The sequence below is a fragment of the Streptomyces sp. NPDC087263 genome (genome assembly GCF_044744645.1).
GTDB lineage: Bacteria > Actinomycetota > Actinomycetes > Streptomycetales > Streptomycetaceae > Streptomyces.
Map to the genome: position 1 here is coordinate 525,472 of NZ_JBIUYT010000007.1, position 20,348 is coordinate 545,819.

Annotated in this window: 19 protein-coding genes; 11 read left to right on the plus strand and 8 right to left on the minus strand. The window is 70.0% G+C overall.

Going from position 1 to position 20,348, the window contains the following annotated elements:
- Nucleotides 1-86: 86 nt before the first annotated feature.
- Nucleotides 87-818, plus strand: a complete 732-nt coding sequence (locus ACIPC1_RS25025; RefSeq protein WP_402520509.1) for a TetR/AcrR family transcriptional regulator — start codon at nucleotides 87-89, stop codon at nucleotides 816-818.
- 128 nt (nucleotides 819-946) lie between these two features.
- Here ACIPC1_RS25025 and ACIPC1_RS25030 read toward each other — a convergent pair whose 3' ends face one another.
- Nucleotides 947-2,008 (minus strand): PhlD, encoded by a 1,062-nt coding sequence (locus ACIPC1_RS25030; RefSeq protein ID WP_402520511.1) that lies wholly within the window; start codon nucleotides 2,006-2,008, stop codon nucleotides 947-949.
- Nucleotides 2,009-2,530: 522 nt separating this feature from the next.
- Between ACIPC1_RS25030 and ACIPC1_RS25035 the strand changes: the two genes are divergently transcribed.
- From ACIPC1_RS25035 to proB, 3 genes are read left to right on the plus strand one after another with little or no spacing between them, the layout of a single operon-like run.
- Nucleotides 2,531-3,145 (plus strand): WhiB family transcriptional regulator, encoded by a 615-nt coding sequence (locus tag ACIPC1_RS25035; RefSeq protein WP_402520513.1) that lies wholly within the window; start codon nucleotides 2,531-2,533, stop codon nucleotides 3,143-3,145.
- Nucleotides 3,142-4,125, plus strand: a complete 984-nt coding sequence (locus tag ACIPC1_RS25040; protein ID WP_402520515.1) for an alpha/beta fold hydrolase — start codon at nucleotides 3,142-3,144, stop codon at nucleotides 4,123-4,125. The genes ACIPC1_RS25035 and ACIPC1_RS25040 overlap by 4 nt, the downstream gene beginning before the upstream one ends.
- Nucleotides 4,125-5,405 (plus strand): glutamate 5-kinase, encoded by a 1,281-nt coding sequence (proB, locus tag ACIPC1_RS25045; protein ID WP_402520601.1) that lies wholly within the window; start codon nucleotides 4,125-4,127, stop codon nucleotides 5,403-5,405. The genes ACIPC1_RS25040 and proB overlap by 1 nt, the downstream gene beginning before the upstream one ends.
- A 152-nt stretch (nucleotides 5,406-5,557) precedes the next feature.
- Here the strand turns inward: proB and ACIPC1_RS25050 are convergent, their stop codons facing one another.
- From ACIPC1_RS25050 to ccrA, 5 genes are read right to left on the minus strand one after another with little or no spacing between them, the layout of a single operon-like run.
- Nucleotides 5,558-5,734 (minus strand): hypothetical protein, encoded by a 177-nt coding sequence (locus ACIPC1_RS25050; protein WP_402520517.1) that lies wholly within the window; start codon nucleotides 5,732-5,734, stop codon nucleotides 5,558-5,560.
- Nucleotides 5,735-5,749: 15 nt separating this feature from the next.
- The gene (locus ACIPC1_RS25055; RefSeq protein ID WP_402520603.1) at nucleotides 5,750-7,039 is read right to left on the minus strand and encodes a glutamate-5-semialdehyde dehydrogenase; all 1,290 of its coding nucleotides are present in this window, start codon (nucleotides 7,037-7,039) and stop codon (nucleotides 5,750-5,752) included.
- A complete protein-coding gene (locus tag ACIPC1_RS25060) occupies nucleotides 7,039-7,206 on the minus strand; it encodes a hypothetical protein (RefSeq protein ID WP_402520519.1) in 168 nt (55 codons plus the stop codon). The genes ACIPC1_RS25055 and ACIPC1_RS25060 overlap by 1 nt, the downstream gene beginning before the upstream one ends.
- A 24-nt stretch (nucleotides 7,207-7,230) precedes the next feature.
- A complete protein-coding gene (locus ACIPC1_RS25065) occupies nucleotides 7,231-8,985 on the minus strand; it encodes a 3-hydroxyacyl-CoA dehydrogenase family protein (protein WP_402520521.1) in 1,755 nt (584 codons plus the stop codon).
- Nucleotides 8,982-10,361, minus strand: coding sequence for a crotonyl-CoA carboxylase/reductase (ccrA, locus tag ACIPC1_RS25070; protein ID WP_402520523.1), 1,380 nt, complete (start codon nucleotides 10,359-10,361; stop codon nucleotides 8,982-8,984). The genes ACIPC1_RS25065 and ccrA overlap by 4 nt, the downstream gene beginning before the upstream one ends.
- A 235-nt stretch (nucleotides 10,362-10,596) precedes the next feature.
- Between ccrA and ACIPC1_RS25075 the strand changes: the two genes are divergently transcribed.
- From ACIPC1_RS25075 to ACIPC1_RS25095, 5 genes are all read left to right on the plus strand, one after another.
- Nucleotides 10,597-11,946: a cation:proton antiporter gene (locus ACIPC1_RS25075; RefSeq protein ID WP_402520525.1), complete on the plus strand. Its 1,350-nt coding sequence runs from the start codon at nucleotides 10,597-10,599 to the stop codon at nucleotides 11,944-11,946.
- Between the two features lie 107 nt (nucleotides 11,947-12,053).
- Nucleotides 12,054-13,478: a citrate/2-methylcitrate synthase gene (locus ACIPC1_RS25080; protein ID WP_402520527.1), complete on the plus strand. Its 1,425-nt coding sequence runs from the start codon at nucleotides 12,054-12,056 to the stop codon at nucleotides 13,476-13,478.
- Nucleotides 13,479-13,531: 53 nt separating this feature from the next.
- Complete coding sequence (locus tag ACIPC1_RS25085; RefSeq protein WP_402520529.1) at nucleotides 13,532-14,671, plus strand: acyl-CoA dehydrogenase family protein; 1,140 nt, start codon at nucleotides 13,532-13,534, stop codon at nucleotides 14,669-14,671.
- Nucleotides 14,668-16,143 carry an amino acid adenylation domain-containing protein gene (locus ACIPC1_RS25090; RefSeq protein WP_402520531.1) on the plus strand — a complete coding sequence of 492 codons (1,476 nt, stop codon included), beginning with the start codon at nucleotides 14,668-14,670 and terminating at the stop codon, nucleotides 16,141-16,143. The genes ACIPC1_RS25085 and ACIPC1_RS25090 overlap by 4 nt, the downstream gene beginning before the upstream one ends.
- Nucleotides 16,144-16,200: 57 nt before the next feature.
- Nucleotides 16,201-16,731 carry a flavin reductase family protein gene (locus ACIPC1_RS25095; protein ID WP_402520533.1) on the plus strand — a complete coding sequence of 177 codons (531 nt, stop codon included), beginning with the start codon at nucleotides 16,201-16,203 and terminating at the stop codon, nucleotides 16,729-16,731.
- Between the two features lie 112 nt (nucleotides 16,732-16,843).
- Here the strand turns inward: ACIPC1_RS25095 and ACIPC1_RS25100 are convergent, their stop codons facing one another.
- Both ACIPC1_RS25100 and ACIPC1_RS25105 read right to left on the minus strand, forming a co-directional pair.
- Complete coding sequence (locus tag ACIPC1_RS25100) at nucleotides 16,844-17,635, minus strand: thioesterase II family protein (RefSeq protein WP_402520535.1); 792 nt, start codon at nucleotides 17,633-17,635, stop codon at nucleotides 16,844-16,846.
- Complete coding sequence (locus tag ACIPC1_RS25105; protein ID WP_402520538.1) at nucleotides 17,632-18,432, minus strand: 4'-phosphopantetheinyl transferase family protein; 801 nt, start codon at nucleotides 18,430-18,432, stop codon at nucleotides 17,632-17,634. The genes ACIPC1_RS25100 and ACIPC1_RS25105 overlap by 4 nt, the downstream gene beginning before the upstream one ends.
- A gap of 162 nt (nucleotides 18,433-18,594) precedes the next feature.
- Here ACIPC1_RS25105 and ACIPC1_RS25110 point away from each other — a divergent pair, with 162 nt between their 5' ends.
- Together ACIPC1_RS25110 and ACIPC1_RS25115 are read left to right on the plus strand one after the other, a co-directional pair.
- The gene (locus ACIPC1_RS25110; RefSeq protein ID WP_402520540.1) at nucleotides 18,595-18,864 is read left to right on the plus strand and encodes an acyl carrier protein; all 270 of its coding nucleotides are present in this window, start codon (nucleotides 18,595-18,597) and stop codon (nucleotides 18,862-18,864) included.
- A 51-nt stretch (nucleotides 18,865-18,915) separates the two neighbouring features.
- Nucleotides 18,916-20,274 carry an NAD(P)/FAD-dependent oxidoreductase gene (locus ACIPC1_RS25115; RefSeq protein WP_402520542.1) on the plus strand — a complete coding sequence of 453 codons (1,359 nt, stop codon included), beginning with the start codon at nucleotides 18,916-18,918 and terminating at the stop codon, nucleotides 20,272-20,274.
- Nucleotides 20,275-20,348: the final 74 nt, after the last annotated feature.

Here is a 20,348-nt window from a genome sequence, read left to right on the forward strand (position 1 = left end):
ATGGAATCCCGGGGTCCCGCCTGTTACGATGTTTTCACCCAGTAGTGAATTACCCGCTCACAGATCCCCCGAAGCGCAGTGATCCCATGACATCCAGGCACGCAGACAGCTCCCCGACCCCCGCTCGCAAGCCCAGTTCGCCCCAGCGGGCGCCCTCCCCGGCAGCAAGGAAGCCACGTCCGCTTCGCGCACGCAGCGGACGCAGGCCCGGGGACAGCGGCACCCGGGATCAGATCCTCGAGTCGGCACTGCACCTCTTCGCGGACCGCGGCTACTCCAGGACCACGATCCGCGCGATCGCCGAGGACGCGCAGGTGGACCCGGCGTTGGTGCACCACTTCTTCGACAACAAGGAAGGGGTCTTCGACGCCGCCGTCAACTCCTCCCTGAGCGTCTCCATGGCCTTCGACGAAGAGCCTGCAATCGACAGCGAGAGCGGCCCGGCAGAGGCCACCTGGATCGCCCAGACCTATTTCTCGTTCTGGGAGAACGAGGAAACCCGCTACGCCATGACCGCCATCTACCGGGCGGGCCTCGCCGACAGCGCCACCTCGGACGTACTGCGGGCCCGAGTCGAGGCGAGCGCCAAGAACTGGGCCGGACACTCCGGCTACAAGGACCGCCCGGACGCCGAGACCCGCGCGGCCCTGGCCTCGGGCCATCTCGCGGGACTGGCCCTCATGCGCTACGTACTCCGGATCCACCCGCTGGCCACGATGGAGTTCGAGGAGTTCCTCAACTGGGTGGTGCCCGCGCTGGAACTGCGCCTGTCCACCACGCTGGAGCCCCGCAGGTCCGGCAAGCGGAACGCAGACTGACCTTCCACCTGAGCGCGATCGGCCGGCAGTCCGACAAGGGTGTACCGGGTAGTCTCCGAGCCGGAATTCCCCGGTACACCCCACGTACGAGTCAGCGGCGCAGGGCACGCACCTCGTACGCGCGACCGTCAGTCGCCGGTCCTCCAGATGCCCTTCACCGCCATGACGGAGATACCCGGGCCGGCCGTGAGCATGAGGCCGTGGGCACCGTCGAAGGGAGGCTTGGCGAAGGTCCGCTCCAGAACTTCCAGGACCGAGGCGGAACCGAGGTTGCCCAGTTCACGGAGCGAATCGCGGGCCAGGCCGACCATCTCCGGGGCGCACCCCAGACCTTCGACGAGCGTGTCGAGAACCCTGGGGCTCCCGGTGTGGGACACGACGAACTGCGGCATGGCATCCGTACCGGTGGGCACGGTGTTCTCCAGCCACTCGAGGAGTGCGGGCATGACGCCCCGGATCGCGCCCAGCAGCTTGGGGGAGTTGTGAGCGTGGAGGCCGTCGTTGCCGATGGTGGTTCCGACGATGTGGCGGCTGCCGGGGTGGACGGTTTCCCAGGAGTCGACGAGTTCCATACGAGGGCCCTCAGCATGGGCCCTGACCAGACAGGCGCCGGCCGCGTCGCCGATGAGTGCCTTGAAGATCATGCCGTCCATGCCGACGTCGCCGCTGTGCAGATAATGGCTGTACACATCGGCACACACCACGAGAACCGTGTCATGCGGATGGGCGGTCACCAGGTCCATGGCCCTCGCGATGCCGAACACCGCTCCGGCGCACCCGAGTTGGGTGACCGGCAGACGTCGCACCGAGGAACGAAGGCCGAGCCGCTCCAGTAAGGGGATGTCGAGCCCCGGCATGGTGTGACCGCTGGCGCTGATGACCACCAGAGCGTCGACATCGCCCGGCGACAGGCCGGCCTCGAAGAGCGCTCCGCGTGCGGCGTTCTCCGCCAGGTCGAGGGAGTCCTTCAGATGTTCACGCGCCCGCTCCGCCAGACTGCCGCTCTCGCGGAACTGCCCGGTCAGCGGCCGGGAGTACCAGCGGCTGCGCACGGTGGTGGCCCTCATCACGCGCTGGACCTCGGGGAGCCTGGGATGCTCCCCGTACAACTCCGTGATGTGCTCAAGCAGTTCGTCGGTTGTCACCAGATAGCGGGGCAGAGCGACGACAGGTGCGGTGACGACAGGCATGGGACCTCCAAGAGCTCTCGGACAGTGGCGAACTGATACACGAGGCCGTGCTTCGAGGTGGAGCGGCACCCGGCGGCCGGCGATGACGGGCTCCGGGTGACGACGGTCCGGCCCGTTCAGCCGCTGTGGCCATGGAATTCTGCGCACGCGAAACACCCCCCGGTGCATGACCGTGTGCTCCCCCGTTGGGAGCGCTGTACAGCGCTGATGAAGGACATCGAACTCGATGGCGCATGACAATGAAGAGCACGAGACTCGGCTCTCCGCCTTCGGAGCGCTTCGGCCGGTAGGGCGCCCGGGCAACAGCCCTGAGCTCGTCCGTCGGCACTCTCCTTGGCCCGCTCGGGGCCTGGCAGATCGAGACAACTCGACGGTACTCCACGGAACTTGGCGCCAGCAAGAGGGTATTTCAACAAGCGTGGAATCTACCGGCGGGCGCCATCCACACACCTCATGGTCACACCCGGATTCATCGCCGGGTCGCCGTCAAAAAAACTCAACACCTATTGAACTCACTGCCCGTTGAGTTCTAGGCTCGACCCGGGAACCGCCCACTTCTTCGCCAAGGAAGGGCAGACCGTCATGCATGCACCGGTGCGCCACCGCGCGGGCACGGACTCCTGGGTGGAGTACGCGGCCTGCCATGATGCCGATCCCGAGACCTTCTTCCCGCCCGCCGGGGGCACGGACGACACCGAACGGGAGGCGGCCGCCAAACAGTTGTGCGCTCGCTGCCCGGTGGCCGAGCCATGCCTACGCGAGGCACTGTCACACGAGGAGACCACGGGGATCTGGGGCGGGCTCACCGTACGGGAGCGCCGCGAGCTGCTCCGGGTCGCCGGCACGTTCGACGCGATCAGCGCCGCGCTGGCCGCTTTCCTGGCGGACGGAGGCAGGCGGATCAGTCCGCACGCACGGGAACGCCCGGCGTACGCGTGGCTCCTGCACCGTCACGGCTGGGGCGCCACACGGATCGCCGGCGCACTGGGACTGACCTTCAGCCAGGTCCAACAGGCCTTGCGGACGGCCGAGTTCGCGTCCGCCTACGTCCGGGTCCGCACGCCCGAGGTCCCTGCGCCCAGGGCCTGCGCACCCAGTGCCTGGGCGGTCACCACCGACCGTGGTCGGACATCATGACGGCCCTCGCCCTCGGGCAACCCCGCCGTCTCGTGCGCACGGTGACCACCGACGACGGCGCCGGTATCGCCGTCTACACGCACGGCGATCCCGACGCCGCGGCCACCGTGCTGCTGTGCCACGGCTGGACCAGGTCCGCCCAGGACTGGCGGCCGCACATCGACGCGCTGACCCGCCCCCGCCAGGGCTTCCCGGTTCTGCGGGCCGTCAGTTACGACCAGCGCGGCCATGGCGGATCCACCCGGGGCACCGCCGTACTCGACATGGAACTCCTCGGCCGCGACCTCGCTCTCGTCCTCGCCGAGGCGGCCTCGGACGGCAACCCCGTCATCGTGATCGGCCACTCGATGGGAGGCATGGCCATCCAGCAGCTCGCCGCCCGCCAACCGGCCCTGCCCGGAGTCGAGTTGGCCGGCGTGGGCCTGATCTCGACCTGCCTGGACAAGGTGGGTTCGGTGATGGCCGGCACCCCGGCGGCACGCCGCCGCGTCCAAGCCCAGCAGCGGGTCGCCGAAGGCCTGCTGCGCTCGCCCCGCTCGGCCAGGGCCGTGCACCGACTGCTCACCGGACCGCTCTCGCACCCGACCACCGCCCCGCTGTGGCGCGCGGTGTTCGGGGCGGGACCCCACACCGAGACGGCCCGCGCGGGCGCCCGCGCCTTCCGGGACATACCGGCGACGACGGTCGCCGAGTTCTACTCGGCACTCACCACCCACGACTGCGCCGGCCACCTCGGCGCACTGGCCCTGGTACCCACCCGGATCCTGGTCGGCTCCCTGGACTGCTTCACCTCGCCCGCACAGGCCAGAAGGCTGGCGGACGACATACCGGGCGCGGTGCTGCAGACGGTGCCCGGACAGGGCCACGACCTGCCGTACGAGCGGCCCGTCCTCGTCGTGGAGACCGTACACGCGCTGCTGCGCGAGATGCCCCGGCGCCTGCCCGGAACCCTCGCCCCGTCGGTCCCGGCACTCTGGTGATCGCAAACGGGCACGCCGGGCCGACCGGTGAACCACGGCTGCGCACCGATGTCCTGACGGCCCGTCGGATCGTGGTGAAGGTCGGCTCATCGTCTCTCACCACGACCGCCGGCGGCCTCGACCCGGACCGGGTGGACGCCCTGGTCGACGTGCTCGCGCGGACGCGGTCGGCGGACACAGAGGTCGTCCTCGTCTCCTCGGGCGCGATCGCCGCGGGCCTGGCACCCCTGGGGCTCACTCGGCGGCCACGCGACCTGGCCAGGCAGCAGGCAGCCGCCTGCGTGGGGCAGGGTCTCCTGGTCGCCCGCTACACGGCCTCGTTCGCCCGCCACGGAGTACGGGTCGGCCAGGTGCTACTGACCGCGGACGACATCAGCCGCCGGGCCCACTACCGCAACGCCTACCGTGCACTCGGGCAGGTGCTCGCCATGGGCGCGGTGCCCGTGGTCAACGAAAACGACACGGTGGCCACCGAGGAGATCAAGTTCGGCGACAATGACCGGCTCGCCGCCCTCGTCGCGCATCTGGTCCGTGCCGATCTGCTGATCCTCCTCTCGGACGTCGACGGCCTCTACGACGGGGACCCCGGCCGACCGGGGTCACAGCGGCTGCGGGAAGTACGCGGCCGCCAGGACCTGGTGGGCGTGGAGATCGGCAGCGCGGGCAGCTCGGGCGTCGGCACCGGAGGCATGGTGACGAAGGTGGAGGCCGCACGGATCGCCACCGACGCGGGCATCCCCGTGGTGCTCACAGCCGCGCGGCACGCCGCCGACGCACTGGCCGGACGTGAGACCGGCACCTTCTTCCACCGCACCGGCAACCGAGCCTCCGACCACCTGCTCTGGCTGGAGCACGCCAGCAGCCCACGCGGCGTGATCGGCCTCGACGCAGACGCCGTCCGGCTGCTCTCGCGAGGCGAAGGACCGCTCCTCGCGGCCGGGGTGACTCGGGCCGAGGGTGACTTCATCGTCGGCGACGCGGTGGAACTGCTCGACGAGGCGGGGCGGGTGATCGCACGCGGCCTGGCCTGTCTCGATGTCCAGGAGTTGTCCCGGCTCCTGGGGCGCTCGGAGCGCGAGGTGGTGCACCGGGACGACCTCGTGCTGCTGCCGAACGCCACGAAGGCCGGGCTTCCGCCCCGCCGCCTGCCGTTGCGACGGCGCGTCAGCATCCGGATCCGGCCCGCGCACGAAGTTCCGCACGAGATCCCGCACGAGGTCCCGCTGCCGGCTTCGGCGGGGTCCTTCGCACGAGGCGCCCACGACGAGCCCCCGCTCTGACCGGAAGCCTCAGCCCCGGCAGGTCCCCCGGATCTGCCGGGTGCGGTACTGCGGCAAAGGGCGTGCACCGGTGGCGAGTTGCCGACACTCCGTCAACTCGCCACCGGTGCACGCCCTTTGGCGTATCCGAAGTCGGATCGTCGTGCTCCGGATCAGTCGATGCCCCGGACGATGTGCCGCTCCGCGGGATCGTCCTCCACGCCCGCGAGAGCGAGCCAAGGAGTCGGAATCACCGAGGAGAGAAGCCGCAGCCGCGACTCCTTCGCCGACTCGTCCTCGTCCAGAAGCCACAGGGAAGGCTTCGCCTCGGTATTGATGCGTACGTACACGACCGGACCTCCTGTCTAAGGCCGCGGGACGGCGGCTCCGCCCCGGATGTGCCCGTCCCCCACGAGGACGTATTTGGTGGTGGTCAGCGCGGTCACGCCCATCGGCCCGCGCGCGTGCAGTTTCTGGGTCGAGATACCGAGCTCGGCGCCGAGCCCGAGCTCCCCTCCGTCGGCGAAGCGCGTGGAGGCGTTGACGGCCACGACCGCTGTGTCCAGCGCCGCGACGAAACGGCGCGCGGCGGTCTGCGAGTCGGTGACGATCGCCTCGGTGTGACCGCTGCCGTACCGGCGGATGTGGTCGATGGCCGACTCCAGTGAGCCGACCACGGCGGCGGCGATTTCCAGGGCGAGATACTCGCGTTCCCAGTCCTCTTCGCCCGCGGGCACCACCGCTTCGTGGAAGGAGCGCACCCGCTCGTCCCCGTGCACGGTCACTCCGTGGTCGGCCAGTGCCGTCAGGGCCCGGGGCAGGAAGGCGGGTGCGACGGCCTCGTGCACGAGTAGGGACTCCACCGCATTGCAGACGGACGGGCGCTGGGTCTTGGCATTGAGCAGAACGGCCAACGCCTTGTCCAGGTCGGCGTGTTCGTCGACGTAGACATGGCAGTTGCCCACGCCCGTCTCGATGACCGGGACCGCGGACTGCCGGACCGTCGCCTCGATCAGGTCCCGCCCGCCGCGCGGGATGAGAACGTCCACCAGGCCTCGCAGCGACATCAGTTCGTGCACGGAGGCGTGGGTCGTGCCGGGGACCAGCTGTAGGGCGTCGACCGGTACGGCGGTGCCCGCGAGGGCGTCCCGCATCACGCGGACGAGGGTCGCGTTGGTGCGCCGGGCGGTCGATGAGCCGCGCAGCAGCACGGCGTTGCCGCTCTTGAGGCAGAGCGCCGCGGCGTCGACGGTGACGTTCGGGCGTCCCTCGTAGATCATGCCGACGACTCCGAGGGGCACCCTGATCCGGCGTACCTCCAGGCCGTTGGGCATGACGGAGCCGCTCACGACCTCGCCGACCGGGTCAGGCTCGCCCGCCAGTGCGCGTACCGTCTCCGCGAGCCCTTCGAGCTGCTGCCGGGAGACGGTCAGGCGGTCCAGAACCGTGGCCGACTGCCCGGCGGTCCGGGCGGCGTCCAGGTCCTGTTCGTTCGCCGCCAGGATGCGCGGCGCCGCTTCGGCCAGCCGGCCGGCGAGCGCGGTCAGTGCGAAGTCCCGCTGGGTGCCGGTCGTGGCCGCCAGCCGAACGGCCGCGTCCCGCGCTGCCAGGGCCGCGCCTCGAACGGTGGCCGTGGCCTGGGTCGCCGTGGTGATCACCGGTCGCCTCCGTCCCGCGGCGCGGGTTCGACCAGCCCGGGTGAATCCGTCGCGATCCCACTCCAGAACACTTCGGGGCATCCGGTCAACTCGGCCAGCATGACCCACGCGAGGGCGTCGGCCTGGCGTCCCGGAGCGACTGTGTCGAAGTCTGTGCTGTTCATGTGCTGCCTCCATGTGTCGATCCGTCAGCGGTACACCCGGAATCCGGCTCCGGTCTTGCGTCCCGCCCGCCCGGCCGCCACCAGGTGCCCCAGCAGGGGCGCGGGGACGGAACCGGGATGGCGGTCGGCGTCGTGCAGCACGCGCTGGATGCTCAGCGAGATGTCGAGGCCGATGATGTCCAGCAGTTCGAAGGGGCCGAGGGGATAGCCACACCCGAGCTTCATCACGGCGTCTATCTCGTCGGTGGTGGCGTAGTGGCTCTCGGCAAGCCGTACGGCCCCGTTGAGATAGGGGAAGAGCAGCGCGTTGACGATAAAGCCCGGCCGGTCCATGCACTGCACCGGGTGCTTGCCGAGGCGGTGGCACAACTCCCGTGCGACCTGCACGTGTTGGGGCGAGGTCTGGAGGGAGGGGATCACCTCGACGAGCCGCATGAGCGGAGCCGGGTTGAAGAAGTGCAGCCCGAGTACGTCCTCGGGACGCCCGGACGCCAGGCCGCACTCGATCACCGGCAGGCTGGACGTGGTGGTGGCGAGCAGCGCGCCCGGCTTGCAGAGCGCGCCCAGCTTGCCGAAGAGCTCCTTCTTGACGTCCAGGTCTTCCGCGATGGCATCGATCACCAGGTCGCAGTCGGCCAGCAGCGCCGGATCGCCGCTCTGAGTCAGCCGTTCCAGGGTGGTCGCGCGCTCCGCCTCGGTCAGCTTGCCACGCCGCACGGCCCGCGCCGTCGACGCGGCCACCGAGTCCCGGGCACTCCTGGCACGCTCCTCGGTCCGGCCGACGAGCACGGTGGCCAGGCCGCCGGACGCGAAGACCTCCGAGATACCGGTGGCCATGGTGCCGCTCCCGACGATGCCGACCGTGCGGATCGGCGACCGGCCCGGCGACTTCCGCCCGGGGCCCGAGGTGCGGTGCACGCCCTCCCGGTAGTCGTAGAAGCCGCGGCCGGACTTTCGGCCGAGGAGTCCGGCGAGTGCCATGTGGCGCAGCCGCCGAGCCGGTTCGAGCGTGGGCTCGCCCCACCGCGCGGACAGGACGTCGAGAATGTCGCAGGCGGTGTCCACGCCTATCAGGTCGAGCAGTTCGAGAGGCCCCATGGGCAGCCCGCAGCCGAACCGCATCGCGGCGTCGATGTCGTCCCGTCCCGCGACCCGCTGTTCGTACATCGTGACAGCCTGATTGAGGAAGCCGAAGAGGAGTGACGTGGAGATCAGCCCTGCCCGGTCGCCCACGGTGACCGGTCGCAGTCCCATGCCTCGCACCACGTCGCGGACACGATTGAGGGCGGACTCGTCGGCCATCACGGTGCGGCCGATCTCCGCGAGGCCGGCCGTGGGCAGGGCCAGATGCAGGCCGACGACCCGTCCCGGGCGGCCGGATACCGCCGCGAGGTCGCTGAGCGAGAGGGCGGCGGCGCTGGTGGCCAGGACGGTCTCGGGCGGGCAGACCCGGTCGAGCGCGCGCAACACCTCGACCTTGGTGTCGCGGCGCTCGGGCACCGCCTCCACCACGACGTCGGCCGCGTTGAGTTCCTCCCAACGGTCCGCGAGCCGAATACGCCCGCTCGCCCGGAGCGCTTCCTCCTCCGTGATCTGGCCGTCCACGACCGAGGAGTCGAACAGCTGCCGTATCCGGGTGCGCGCCTCGACGCGGGGCTCCAGTGCGATGACGGAGAGTCCGGCGAGCGCGGCCCTGCGGGCGAGCGCACAGCCGATGGTCCCGAGCCCGACGACTCCGAGTACGTCCTGATGGCCGCCCGCTTCGGGGTGGCCGCTCACGCCGCCACCCCGCTGAGGTCGCGGGCCACGGGCCGCGGCAACGTCGTACGGAAGCGGTTGATGGCCTGTTCGCGGGGCTCGCGGAACTCGGGGGCCGTGATGCCCAGACCCTCGGCGGGAGCGAGGCACCGCACCCCGACCTTGCCGTGGTGTTCGTTGCGGTGAATGGACTGGACTGCCCGGCCGACCTCGTCGAGAGAGTACGTCCGCGACAGAGTGGGGTGGATCCGGCCCTTGGCGATCAGGCGGTTGGCCTCCCACGCCTCGCGGTAGTTGGCACAGTGGGAACCGACGATGCGCTTGAGGCTCATCCAGAGGTAGCGGTTGTCGTACTCGTGGGTGTAGCCGGCCGTGGAGGCGCAGGTCACGATGGTGCCGCCGCGCCGGGCGACGTACACGGAGGCGCCGAAGGTCTCCCGGCCGGGGTGTTCGAAGACGATGTCGACGTCCTCACCGCCGGTCAACTCCCTGATACGGGAGCCGAGTCGGCGCCACTCCTTTTGGTCCTGCGTGTGCGGGTCCCGCCAGAAGCGGTAGCCCTCCTCGTTGCGGTCGATAATCAGCTCTGCGCCCAACTGGCGTGCCAGCGCGGCCTTTTCGGGTGAGGAAACCACGCAGATCGGCGTGGCCCCGCCGGCCAGCGTGAGCTGGGTCGCGTACGAGCCGAGGCCGCCGACGGCGCCCCAGACGAGGACGTTGTCGCCCTGCTTCATGCCCGCGCCGTTGCGGGTGACCAGCTGGCGGTAGGCGGTGGAGTTGACCAGGCCCGGCGCGGCGGCTTCCTCCCACGTGAGGTGCTCGGCCTTGGGCAACAACTGGGTCGCCTTGACGAGGGCGAGTTCGGCGAGCCCGCCGTAGTTCGTCTCGTATCCCCAGATGCGCTGCTCGGGGTCGAGCATGGGGTCGCCGTGGCCCTCCGCGTCTTCCAGTTCGACCGAGACGCAATGCGCGACCACACGGTCACCGACGCCCCAACGCCGCACGCCGGGACCGCACTTGAGGACAACGCCGGCCAGGTCGGAGCCGATGACGTGGTACGGCTGGTCGTGCCGGGCCGCCAGGCCGCCGATGCGCGCGTAGCGCTCGAGGAGGGCGAAGGTGGGCACCGGCGCGAACAGGGCGCTCCACACCGTGTTGTAGTTCACGGCGCTCGCCATGACCGCCACCAGGACCTCACCGGGTCCGGGGGCCGGGGTGGGCACGTCCTGGATGTGAATGGAATCGGCCGGCGCACGGTCACGCAGCTCCACGCCTTCGAACATCCCCGCCTCCTCCTTGTGGAGAACGGCCGCCCGGAAGGATTCGGGAACTCCCAGGGCCGCCACATCGGCAGGCACCGAGTCCGGGGACTCGATCACCTCCACCAGTTCACGCATGGTCAGGCACCGCCTTCCGCGTTCACACTCGACAGAAACTCAACGCTCAATGAACTCAACAGGGAAGGAGTTTTGCACGAAGCCAGGACCTCAGCAAGCCCCGCAAGCCCCGCCGGGCGGGCGGACGTCCCACCCGAGGCCCCTTGTACGAGCGCCACTCCACATGTAAAACTCATCAACAGTTGAGTTCAGCGTGTAGTGAATTGTCCAACATCCGATGCCGAAGGAAGATGCCGTGACGCAGCCGCACCAGGCCGAAGCTCTCCAGGCAACCGCCATCGCCGGCATCGCCGGCATCCTCATCGCGGGGACGGTCCTCGCCCACCTTGCCCGGCGTGTTCGTCAGCCCGCCGTCATCGGCGAGATCACCGCCGGGATCCTCCTGGGCCCGAGTCTGCTCGGACTGCTTCCCGGCGACCTGACGCAACGTCTCTTTCCGGACGAGGCAAGGCCCTTGTTATCCATGGTCGCCCAACTGGGCCTGCTCCTCTTCATGTTCACGGTGGGATGGGAGCTGGACTGGTCGACGATGCGCCGTGGCAAGCGCTCCGTCGCGGGGGTCACCGCGGGCAGCATCCTCCTCCCGCTCCTGCTCGGCATGGCCGTCGCCGCAGTCCTCTACCAGAACCACTCGCGCGTCGACGGGGAGGAAGTGCCCTTCTTCTCCTTCGCCCTGTACCTGGGCGTCAGCATGTCGATCACCGCGTTCCCGGTACTGGCCCGCATCCTCAAGGACAACGGCCTCAGCCGTACCAGTGTCGGCGCGCTTGCCCTGACCAGCGCCGCGTTCGGCGACGCCCTGGCCTGGTGCCTGCTGGCCGGCGTGGTGGCGATCGTGACCGCGTCCGGGCCCTCCGGCTTCACCGACACCCTCTGGATGTCGGCCGGGTACGGCGCCGTGATGATCGTCGTGGTGCGTCCGCTACTGGCCCGCGCCGTCGCCCGGGTGTCCAGGCGGGGCACCGGGGTCTACCTGGCGACGCTGGTCACGGCGGGCCTGCTGCTCTCGGCGTACACCACCTCGAAGATCGGCATCCACCCCATCTTCGGCGCCTTCGCCTTCGGCCTCGTCATGCCCCGCAAGCCGCAGGCCCTGCTGGAGGAGAAGATGCTGCGCCCGTTACAGCATGCCGGCGAGCTCATGCTGCCCGTCTACTTCATCGTCACCGGACTCTCGGTCGACGTCGCGGCCATGTCGGTGACCGCCTGGGGCGAACTGGCCCTGATCCTCTCCGCCGCCATCATCGGAAAGATGCTCGGCGCGGGCCTGCCGGCCAAGTCCTTCGGGCTCTCCTGGCGGGAGTCGACGGGCGTCGGTGTCCTGATGAACACCCGGGGCCTGACCGAGCTGATCATCCTTGGCGTCGGTCTCAGTCTGGGGGTGCTCGACGACACGCTCTTCACCGAGATGGTCCTCATGGCACTGATCACCACGGCCATGACCGGCCCGCTGCTCCCGTATCTGTTTCCGCGCACGCGGATGGATCTGGTCCCCCCGCGCAACCCCGCCGCCCCCGCCACCTCCGTGATGCGGGTGCCCGAACCGGCCGGCGGGCAGGCCCAGGCCCCGGATCTGGCCGGTTGAACCGACCCGCCCGACCCGGGTCCGTGACGCCACACCCCACCCCCACGTCGCTCGGCTCGCGCCGGCGCGAGCAGGAGACGCGACGGACAGACAAGGAGATGGCCCGGGTGCACCCCGTCATCAGCACGCTTTCCCGTGTCCTCGACATGCCGTCGGAGTTCATCGGCGACGAGCTGCGGCTCCGCGCCGTGGCCAGCTGGGACGACCTGACGGCCGTAGAGCTCCAGGTCCATCTGGAGCACGAGTTGGGCACCACTCTCGACGACCGCCTCATCGAGCACATCGACTCCGTGGGCCAGCTCCGTGACTTCTACGACGGACGGCTCGCCGAGCTGTCACACATCCAGGCCCCGCCGGACGCGTCGGCGATCGCCCCCGCGCTGCCCGGCGTCACGATCCCCGCCCCGAAACGGGAGCGTCTCCCAGGCGACCCGCAGGCCGACATCTCCGACGTGGTCGTCGGAGAGACAGGCATCTCCGAGGTGGACCCGGCCCGCGGCCGGCTGTCCTACCGGGGTTATCCCATCGAGGAGTTGATCGGCAGGGTGACCTTCGAGGAGGTCGTTCATCTACTGATCCGCGGCTGGCTGCCCGACCCAGAGGAGCTCAGCGCCTTCCGCGCCCGGCTCGCCGCGGCCCGTGAGCTGCCGCCCATGGTCTCGACGAACCTCGTGCTCAACGCCGGCGCAGGTGCCTCGTCCGTACTACGCACCGCGGTCCCCGCACTCGGGGTCGCCGCGGAGGCGGACGCCGACCCGGCCGCCCACATCGACCTGCGGGAACGCCTGGTCGCACGGATCCCCACGATCTTCGCGACCCAGCAGGCGGCCCGCGCCGGGCGTCGACTGCCGCGCCCCGCTCCGGAGCTCTCGCACGCCGAGAACATCCTCTACATGCTGGGCCTGCCCCGCGACCCGGAGCGCGTGCAGCTGGTCGACCTCTGCCTGGTCCTCCAGGCCGAACACGGCTGCAACGCCTCCGCGTTCGCGGCCCGGGTCGCGGCCGGCACCGGTGCCGACACCTTCGCCACCATCACCGTGGCGCTCGCTACGTTCACCGGCCCCCTGCACGGCGGCGCCGCCCCCCAGGTGATCGACCTGGCCCGGAAGGACGACAACCCGGACAGCGCCGCCGCTTACCTGCGAGGACGGGCCGACCAGGCCTCCGCCGCGCGGAACCGGCCGGTCGCGTATGCCGAGGAGGACCCCAGGGTCCGGCCGCTGCGCGAAGCCGCCCGGCGCTTCCACGGGAGCCCGGGCAGCGATCACGTCCTGCAGGTCCTGGACGCGGTACGAGCCGCGGCACACCCCTCGAAGGGGCCCCGCCCCTATCTGACCGTGGACTGCTACGCCGCCGCGATCTATCACCTGCTCGGTATGCCCACCGACCTGTTCGTCCCGATGTTCGCGGCCGCCCGAATGCCCGGCTGGCTCGCCCACGTCGAGGAACAGCGGGCCCAGCAGGGGCGCATCCACCCGCGGCTGCGCTACGTCGGTCCGCGGAATCTGCGCCACCTCCCCGACCAGCACTGACCAGCGATCCGATGAGGGAGGGCGGCACCCTTCCCCGTACACCAGGAGCAGATGTGGAGTTCGGCTGGAACGGGGGCCAACAGGCCCGCTACGACGAGGTATTGGACGCGACCCGAGCCGCCTTCCCCGCGCCGCCCGGCGCGGGGCACGGGTTCTACACCCGCAAGGACTGGCTGCGGCTCGGCGAGATCGGCATGCTCGGGTCCTGCCTCCCCCAGGAGTATGGCGGGCAGGGCCTCGGCGCTCTCGACACCGCGCGAGTCGTGGAGGCGGTGGGCCGCGGCTGCGCCGACACCGGCCTGGTGTTCGGCGCCGCGGCGCACACCTTCGCCTGCGCCGTGCCGATCGACGGCTTCGGCAGCGATTCCCTGCGTCGGCGGCTGCTGCCCGAGCTGGCCGCGGGCCGGCTGATCGCGGGCAACGCGATGACGGAGCCGGACGCGGGCTCGGACTCCTCGCGGCTCGGCACGATCGCGACCCCGGTCGACGGCGGTCTCCTGCTCAACGGCACGAAGAGCTTCGTCAGCAACGGCCCCGCCGCCGATGTGTACGTGGCGTACGCGACCGTCGACCCCAAGGCGGGGTTCCTCGGCGTGACAGGCGTCGTCGTCGACCGGGACACGCCCGGGCTCGTCGTGGGCCAGCCCTACGAGAAGATGGGGATGCACTCCTGCCCGGCCGGTGCGATCACCTTCGAGGACTGCTTCGTGCCCGAGGAGAACGTTCTCGGCGGCGTCGGACGGGGCGCGGCGATCTTCCAGCACTCCATGGGCTGGGAGCGGGCCTGTCTGTTCGCGCTCTACATCGGACTGCTCGACCGGCTCGTGGAGCAGTGCGTGACGCACGCCCGGGAGCGCCGCCAATTCGGCCGCAGGATCGGCGAGTTCCAGTCGGTGTCCAACCGGATCGCGGACATGAAGCTGCGCCTTGAGAGCGCCCGGCTGCTGCTGTACCGCGCCTGCTGGTCCATGGACCAGGGCGATTCCGCCGTGCTGGAGATCGCCCTGTCCAAGCTGGCCGTGTCCGAGGGCGTACTGGCGTCCGCCGCCGACGCGGTCCGCGTCTTCGGAGGCCGCGGCTACCTGCGGGAGGACGGCATCGAGGCCGCGCTGCGCGATGCCGTCCCCAGCACGATCTTCTCGGGCACCTCGGACATCCAGCGTCAGTTGATAGTGAAGGAGATAGGCCTGTGAGGCTCCACCAGCTCGTCATCGACTCCGCCCGGCGCTCGCCCGACTCCCCTGCCGTGGGCTCGGCCCACGGAGTGTTCAGCTACCGGGAGCTGGACTCCCGCGCCGATCAGTACGCCGCCGCGCTGCACCGGCGCGGTGTGCGGCCCGGCGACCGGGTCGTGCTGTGGAGTCACAAGACCTTCGACGCCATCGCCCTGATGCAGGGCGCCCTGCGCGTCGGCGCCATCTACGTGCCGATCAGCGCCGCCAACCCGGCCGCCCGGGTGCAGCGCATCACCGCGAGCTGCTCACCCGCCGTGGTGGTGACCGACGCCGACGGCATCCGCCGCGCCACGGACCACGGCTGGGACGACTCCGTACCGCTGGCCTCCTTCGAGACCGTACGCGAGGAGGCCTCCGCCGAGGACGCGCCGCCCGTCCACAAGAACGAGCCCGACGACCCGGCCTACATCCTGTACACCTCCGGCTCCACCGGTGAGCCCAAGGGCGTCTGCATCAGCCACCGCAACGCACTCGCCTTCGTCCGCTGGGCGGCCGCCGAGGTCGGTGTCACCGCCGAGGACCGGCTCTCCAACCACGCGCCGTTCAACTTCGACCTCTCCGTCTTCGACCTGTACGCGGCGTTCCTGGCCGGCGCCTCCGTCCTCCTGGTCCCGGAAGGACTCGCGTACGACCCGGTGCAGCTGGGCTCGCTGCTGCACCGCGAGCAGATCACCGTCTGGTACTCGGTGCCGTCCGCGCTGACCTTGATGATGCAGCGGGGAGAACTGCTCGCCGGTGAGCCCCCGGCGGCCCTGCGCGCCTGCGTCTTCGCCGGTGAACCCTTCCCCATCCAGCACGTGCACGAACTGCGCAAAGCGTGGCCGGATGTGCGGATGTTCAACTGGTACGGGCCGACCGAGACCAATGTGTGCACCAGTTACGAGGTCACCGACCGGGATCTCGGCAGCACCCGTCCGCTGCCGATCGGCACCGCCGTCTCCGGCGACCGCATCCAGCTGCACCCGCCGCGCTCGCGCGAGGGGGAGATCGTGGTCAGCGGCCCGACCGTGATGCTCGGCTACTGGGGCCGGGAGCCGCAGAAGGGCCCGTACTTCACCGGTGACATCGGCCGGATGGGGCCCGACGGGATGCTGGAGTACGTGGGGCGGCGCGACCACATGGTCAAGGTGCGCGGGCACCGGATCGAGCTCGGCGACATCGAGGCGACGATCACCGCCAACCCCAAGGTCGCCGCCGCGGCGTGTCTGGTGGTGGGCAGCGGCCTGGAGGCCAAGATCCATGCCGTGGTGGTGCCGGAGGGGACCGAGCGCCCGGGGCTCCTTGAACTCAAGCGCGAATGCGCCGACCGGCTACCCCTCTACATGGTGGTCGACGCGGTCCATGTCGTCACCGAACTACCCCTGACCGCAAACGGAAAGACGGACCGTCAGGCCCTGGCGAGCGAAATCGCCGCCATCGCCCCACGGTGAAGCCCGATGAACTCCGCGGCCCTGACCCGCCTCGGCCTCAGAGACGAGGATCTGGAAATGCCTGAACAACTCAGCACGTCCGAGCTCCTGTTGGACCAGGTGGACCTCAACACCTTCCGTTCCGTGATGGGTTCACTGCCCACCGGGGTCAGCGTCGTCACCAGTCTGACGGCCGACGGCGAACCGCGCGGCCTCACGTGCAGCGCGGTGTGCAGTGTCTCCGCCGCTCCGCCGCTGCTCCTGGCCTGCGTCAAGCAGCCCAGCGCGACGCTTGAGGCCATCCATCAGAGCTCGGCCTTCGCCGTCAACTTCCTCTCCGCCGACATGGCCGAGACGGCCCGCACCTTCGCGTCGCCGGTGCCCGAACGGTTCGAGGGCGTGCCCTGGACGCCGGGGAAACGCACCGGCGTCCCCCTGCTCCAGTCCACCGTGGCGTCCGCGGAGTGTGTCCTGACAAGCAGCTATCTGGCGGGCGACCACCAGGTGCTGATCGGCCGCCTGGTGCACGGCGACGTCAGCACGACCCGCGTGCCTCTGGCCTACTGGCGCGCCCAGTTCTCCGAACTGAGGACCCACCCGGCGGCCTGACCCCGTCGGCTTTCGGAGTGCAGTGTCCGTGGGCGGTCATGAGCTGAGCTCATGACCGCCCACGTCGCGCTGGAGCTGCTCCGGTGCTGATCATGGATCGTGAACGACGGATTCAGCCCGTGGTTCCGGGCTTCGGCAGAGCCTGGAGGACTCCCGCCACATACGCGTGGAACGCGGGGTCGTCGAGCAGGAAGTGGCCGCCCGGCAGCCACTCGATCAGCACGTCGCCGGCGCCGTGGTTCTCCCAGTCGCGCAGACCGGCGTCGTCCACCATCGGGTCGTCGAGGCCCGCGCACACCCACAGCGGGGAGTCCAACGGCGGGCCGGGCAGCGGTTCGTACGTCTCCGAGACGGTGAAGTCGGCCCGCAGCGCAGGGACGAACAGCCGGACCAGCTCCGGGTGGTCGAATAGCTGCGGCGGGGTGCCGCCGAGGCGGCGTACGGACTCCAGGAACGCCGGGGCCTCCAGGGTGTGGATGTCCGGCAGGATCCGCCGAGCGGTGGGGCCGTTGCGGCCGACCACGACGACGGCGGCCGGCGGACGGCCCAGGGCGCTCCAGTAGCGGCCGAGCTCGTACGCGAACGCCGCGCCCATGCTGTGCCCGAGCAGCACGTACTGCCCCGTGGTGTGCGCGGTTGAGCCTCGGATCAGATCCTCCAGGACCGCGCCGAAGTCGTCGCGCACCCGCTCGGCCATCCTGGCGCCGTGGCCCGGCAGTTCCAGGAGGGTCGTGTTCGTGGTCTGCGGCAGCGCGGCCTCCAGGCTCGCGAACACCCGCGCCGCACCGCCCGCGTGCGGCAGGCACAGCAGCGTCGGACGGCTCTGGCGGGCGGGCGCGGGCGTCGTGGCGGTGGTCGTGGTCGCGGACGTCTCGGTGGTCGGTCCGGGCGAGCTCACCTTCATGACTGGGTCTCCTTGTCGAGGAACGCACGGATCGTACGAGGGGCAGTGAGGGGCGGCCGCAGCACCGGCCGCTCACCGGGGGCGAGTGTGAACAGGCGGATGACCTCGCCACCGTCCGCGACCGCGATGGCGGCCCTGAACTCCGGTCCGACGTCGATGAGTTGAAGGGTCCAGGACCTGGCGGCGGCACCCGGAACCGCGTGCAGCGTGACCCGTCCGCGACGCCGCGCGCCGGGAGTCACCCGCACCGCGGTGAGGTCGCCGGTCAGCCCGCTGCCCATCGCCTTGAGGACGGCTTCCTTGCAGGTCCAGTGGGTGAACAGACCGCTGTGCAGGTCGTCTTCGCAGTCCGCGGGCCAGCGTGCCGCCTCCCATTCGGAGAGCACCTGGCGGCGCAGTCCCGCCGGATCCCGGAGGGGTTTGATCCGCTCGACGTCGACTCCGGTGGGACCGTCACGGCTCACCGCAACGAGGGACATGCCGTCGGTGTGCGACAGGCTGACCCGCAGGCCCGGGTCGCCGGACACATAAGGCTTGCCGAACCGCCCGTGCACAAAGGCGATTCGGTCTGCGGGACGCCCGCTGTAGGCGGCGGTGACGGCCCTCAGCGCGGCATGGGCGGAGGCGTACAGCGCCCGTTGCGAGGGAACGACGTGCCGCCAGCGCCGTACCTCATCCGGTGAGAGCAGTTCGACGCAGCGCCGTACCACCGCTTCGCGCCGCGGCCCGGGGCCGGGTTCGGGGACGGCCCAGATGTGCGCCTCTCCGGGAGGGGGGCCGTGCCGTGCTCGGGTCATCGAATCTCCAACCGCTTCGCTGTCGCATCCAGTTGGCCTCTTGACGATGAACTCAACACTAGTAGAGTTCATCGGGAAATGACATCATCAGGCGTTGAAATCAACAACCGTTGAACGCCCGGCGGGACACCTGCCCGTCAACGCATCTCCAGGAGGTACGGCGTGGCCAGTGCCCGCGACGAACTGATCGCCCAGCTCACCGAGTTCATCAGGGAGCGACTGCTGTCGGAGCCCGACGCGCAGGGCATCAACCCGGACACCCCCTTGCTCGAATGGGGCATCCTCACCTCGATCAACACCGCTCAGCTGCTCACCTTCATCCGGGACGAGCTGGGAACGAACATCCCGCCGACCGAGCTGACCGGCACCAACTTCCAGAACCTCGACAGCATCACCGACCTGCTGCTGTCCCTTCGCACGCCCATCCACTGACCAGCGGACACGGTCCCGCGCTTCCCACCGAACTCGCGACAGGAGATCACGTTGTCTGAGGCATCCGAGAACTACGACTACGACATCGGCATCATCGGCGGCGGCCCGGCGGGCTCCACCGCCGCCTCCTACCTCGCCAAGGAGGGTCTGTCCGTGGTGGTCTTCGAATCGGAGACCTTTCCGCGCGAGCACGTCGGCGAGTCGCTGGTCCCGGCCACCACCCCCGTGCTCATCGAGACCGGAGCGATGGAGAAGGTCGATGCCGCCGGCTTCCCCAAGAAGTACGGGGCCGCCTGGACCTCGGCGGAGGACCGGGACATCGACCACATGGGCTTCCAGGGCCTGGACCACGACTTCCGCGCCGCCGAGGTCCTCTTCAGCGAGCGCGACCAGGCCGGCGTCGACCGCGATCACACCTTCCACGTCGACCGCGGGAAGTTCGACCAGATCCTGCTGCAGCACGCGGAGAGCCTGGGCGCGAAGGTCTACCACGGCGTCCGCGTCAACCGCGTCGACTTCTCCGACCGGGATCGCCCCGTCATTCAGGCGAAGGTCGGCAACCAGTCCGTCGGCGTCCCCGTCCGCATGGTCATCGACGCCAGCGGCCGCCGCACCATGATGGGCAGCCAGCTCAAGGTCAAGGAGCCCGACCCGGTCTTCAACCAGTACGCGGTGCACACCTGGTTCGACGACTTCGACCGCAAGGCCCTCGCGGTCAACAAGGAGCAGTCGGACTACATCTTCATCCACTTCCTGCCGCTCGAGGACACCTGGGTCTGGCAGATACCCATCACCGACACCATCACCTCGATCGGTGTCGTCACACAGAAGGCGCGGTTCAAGGAGGCCAAGAACGACCTGGAGACCTTCTTCTGGGACACCATCGGCAGCCGTCCGCCGCTCCAGGACGCCCTCAAGAACGCCCGCCGGGTCAAGCCCTTCAAGTCGGAGGGCGACTACAGCTACGCCATGACCAAGGTCTCCGACGACTCGCTCCTCATGATCGGCGACGCGGCCCGGTTCGTCGACCCGATCTTCTCCAGCGGTGTCAGCGTCGCGCTGAACAGCGCCCGCCTGGCGGCCACCGACATCATTGCGGCCCACAAGGCCGGGGACTTCCGCAAGGAGCGGTTCGACACCTACGTCGGCACACTTCGCAGCGCCGTCTCCAACTGGTACGAGTTCATCTCGATCTACTACCGACTCAACATCCTCTTCACGGCGTTCGTCCAGGACCCGCGCTACCGCCTTGACGTCCTCAAGATGCTTCAGGGCGATGTGTACGACGGGGAGCCCAAGGCCCTCGCCGCGATGCGGGAGATCGTCGAGGCGGTGGAGAACGACCCGGACCACCTGTGGCACAAGTACCTGGGGACCCTCAGGGCCCCTGCCGCCGCGGCCAAGTTCTGAGCCCTGGCTCCGGTGCCGGCCGGCCAGGCACCTACACCGCAGCGGTCCGCTGCCGGGCACGACCGGGTGGCGTG

Bases quoted from the DNA above. Each gene is read 5' to 3' on its own strand.
- ACIPC1_RS25025 (WP_402520509.1), top strand. From the start codon at position 87: ATGACATCCAGGCACGCAGACAGCTCCCCGACCCCCGCTCGCAAGCCC.
- ACIPC1_RS25030 (WP_402520511.1), bottom strand. From the start codon at position 2,008: ATGCCTGTCGTCACCGCACCTGTCGTCGCTCTGCCCCGCTATCTGGTG.
- ACIPC1_RS25040 (WP_402520515.1), top strand. From the start codon at position 3,142: ATGACGGCCCTCGCCCTCGGGCAACCCCGCCGTCTCGTGCGCACGGTG.
- ACIPC1_RS25060 (WP_402520519.1), bottom strand. From the start codon at position 7,206: ATGAACAGCACAGACTTCGACACAGTCGCTCCGGGACGCCAGGCCGAC.
- ccrA (WP_402520523.1), bottom strand. From the start codon at position 10,361: ATGCGTGAACTGGTGGAGGTGATCGAGTCCCCGGACTCGGTGCCTGCC.
- ACIPC1_RS25095 (WP_402520533.1), top strand. From the start codon at position 16,201: ATGCCTGAACAACTCAGCACGTCCGAGCTCCTGTTGGACCAGGTGGAC.
- ACIPC1_RS25100 (WP_402520535.1), bottom strand. From the start codon at position 17,635: ATGAAGGTGAGCTCGCCCGGACCGACCACCGAGACGTCCGCGACCACG.
- ACIPC1_RS25105 (WP_402520538.1), bottom strand. From the start codon at position 18,432: ATGACCCGAGCACGGCACGGCCCCCCTCCCGGAGAGGCGCACATCTGG.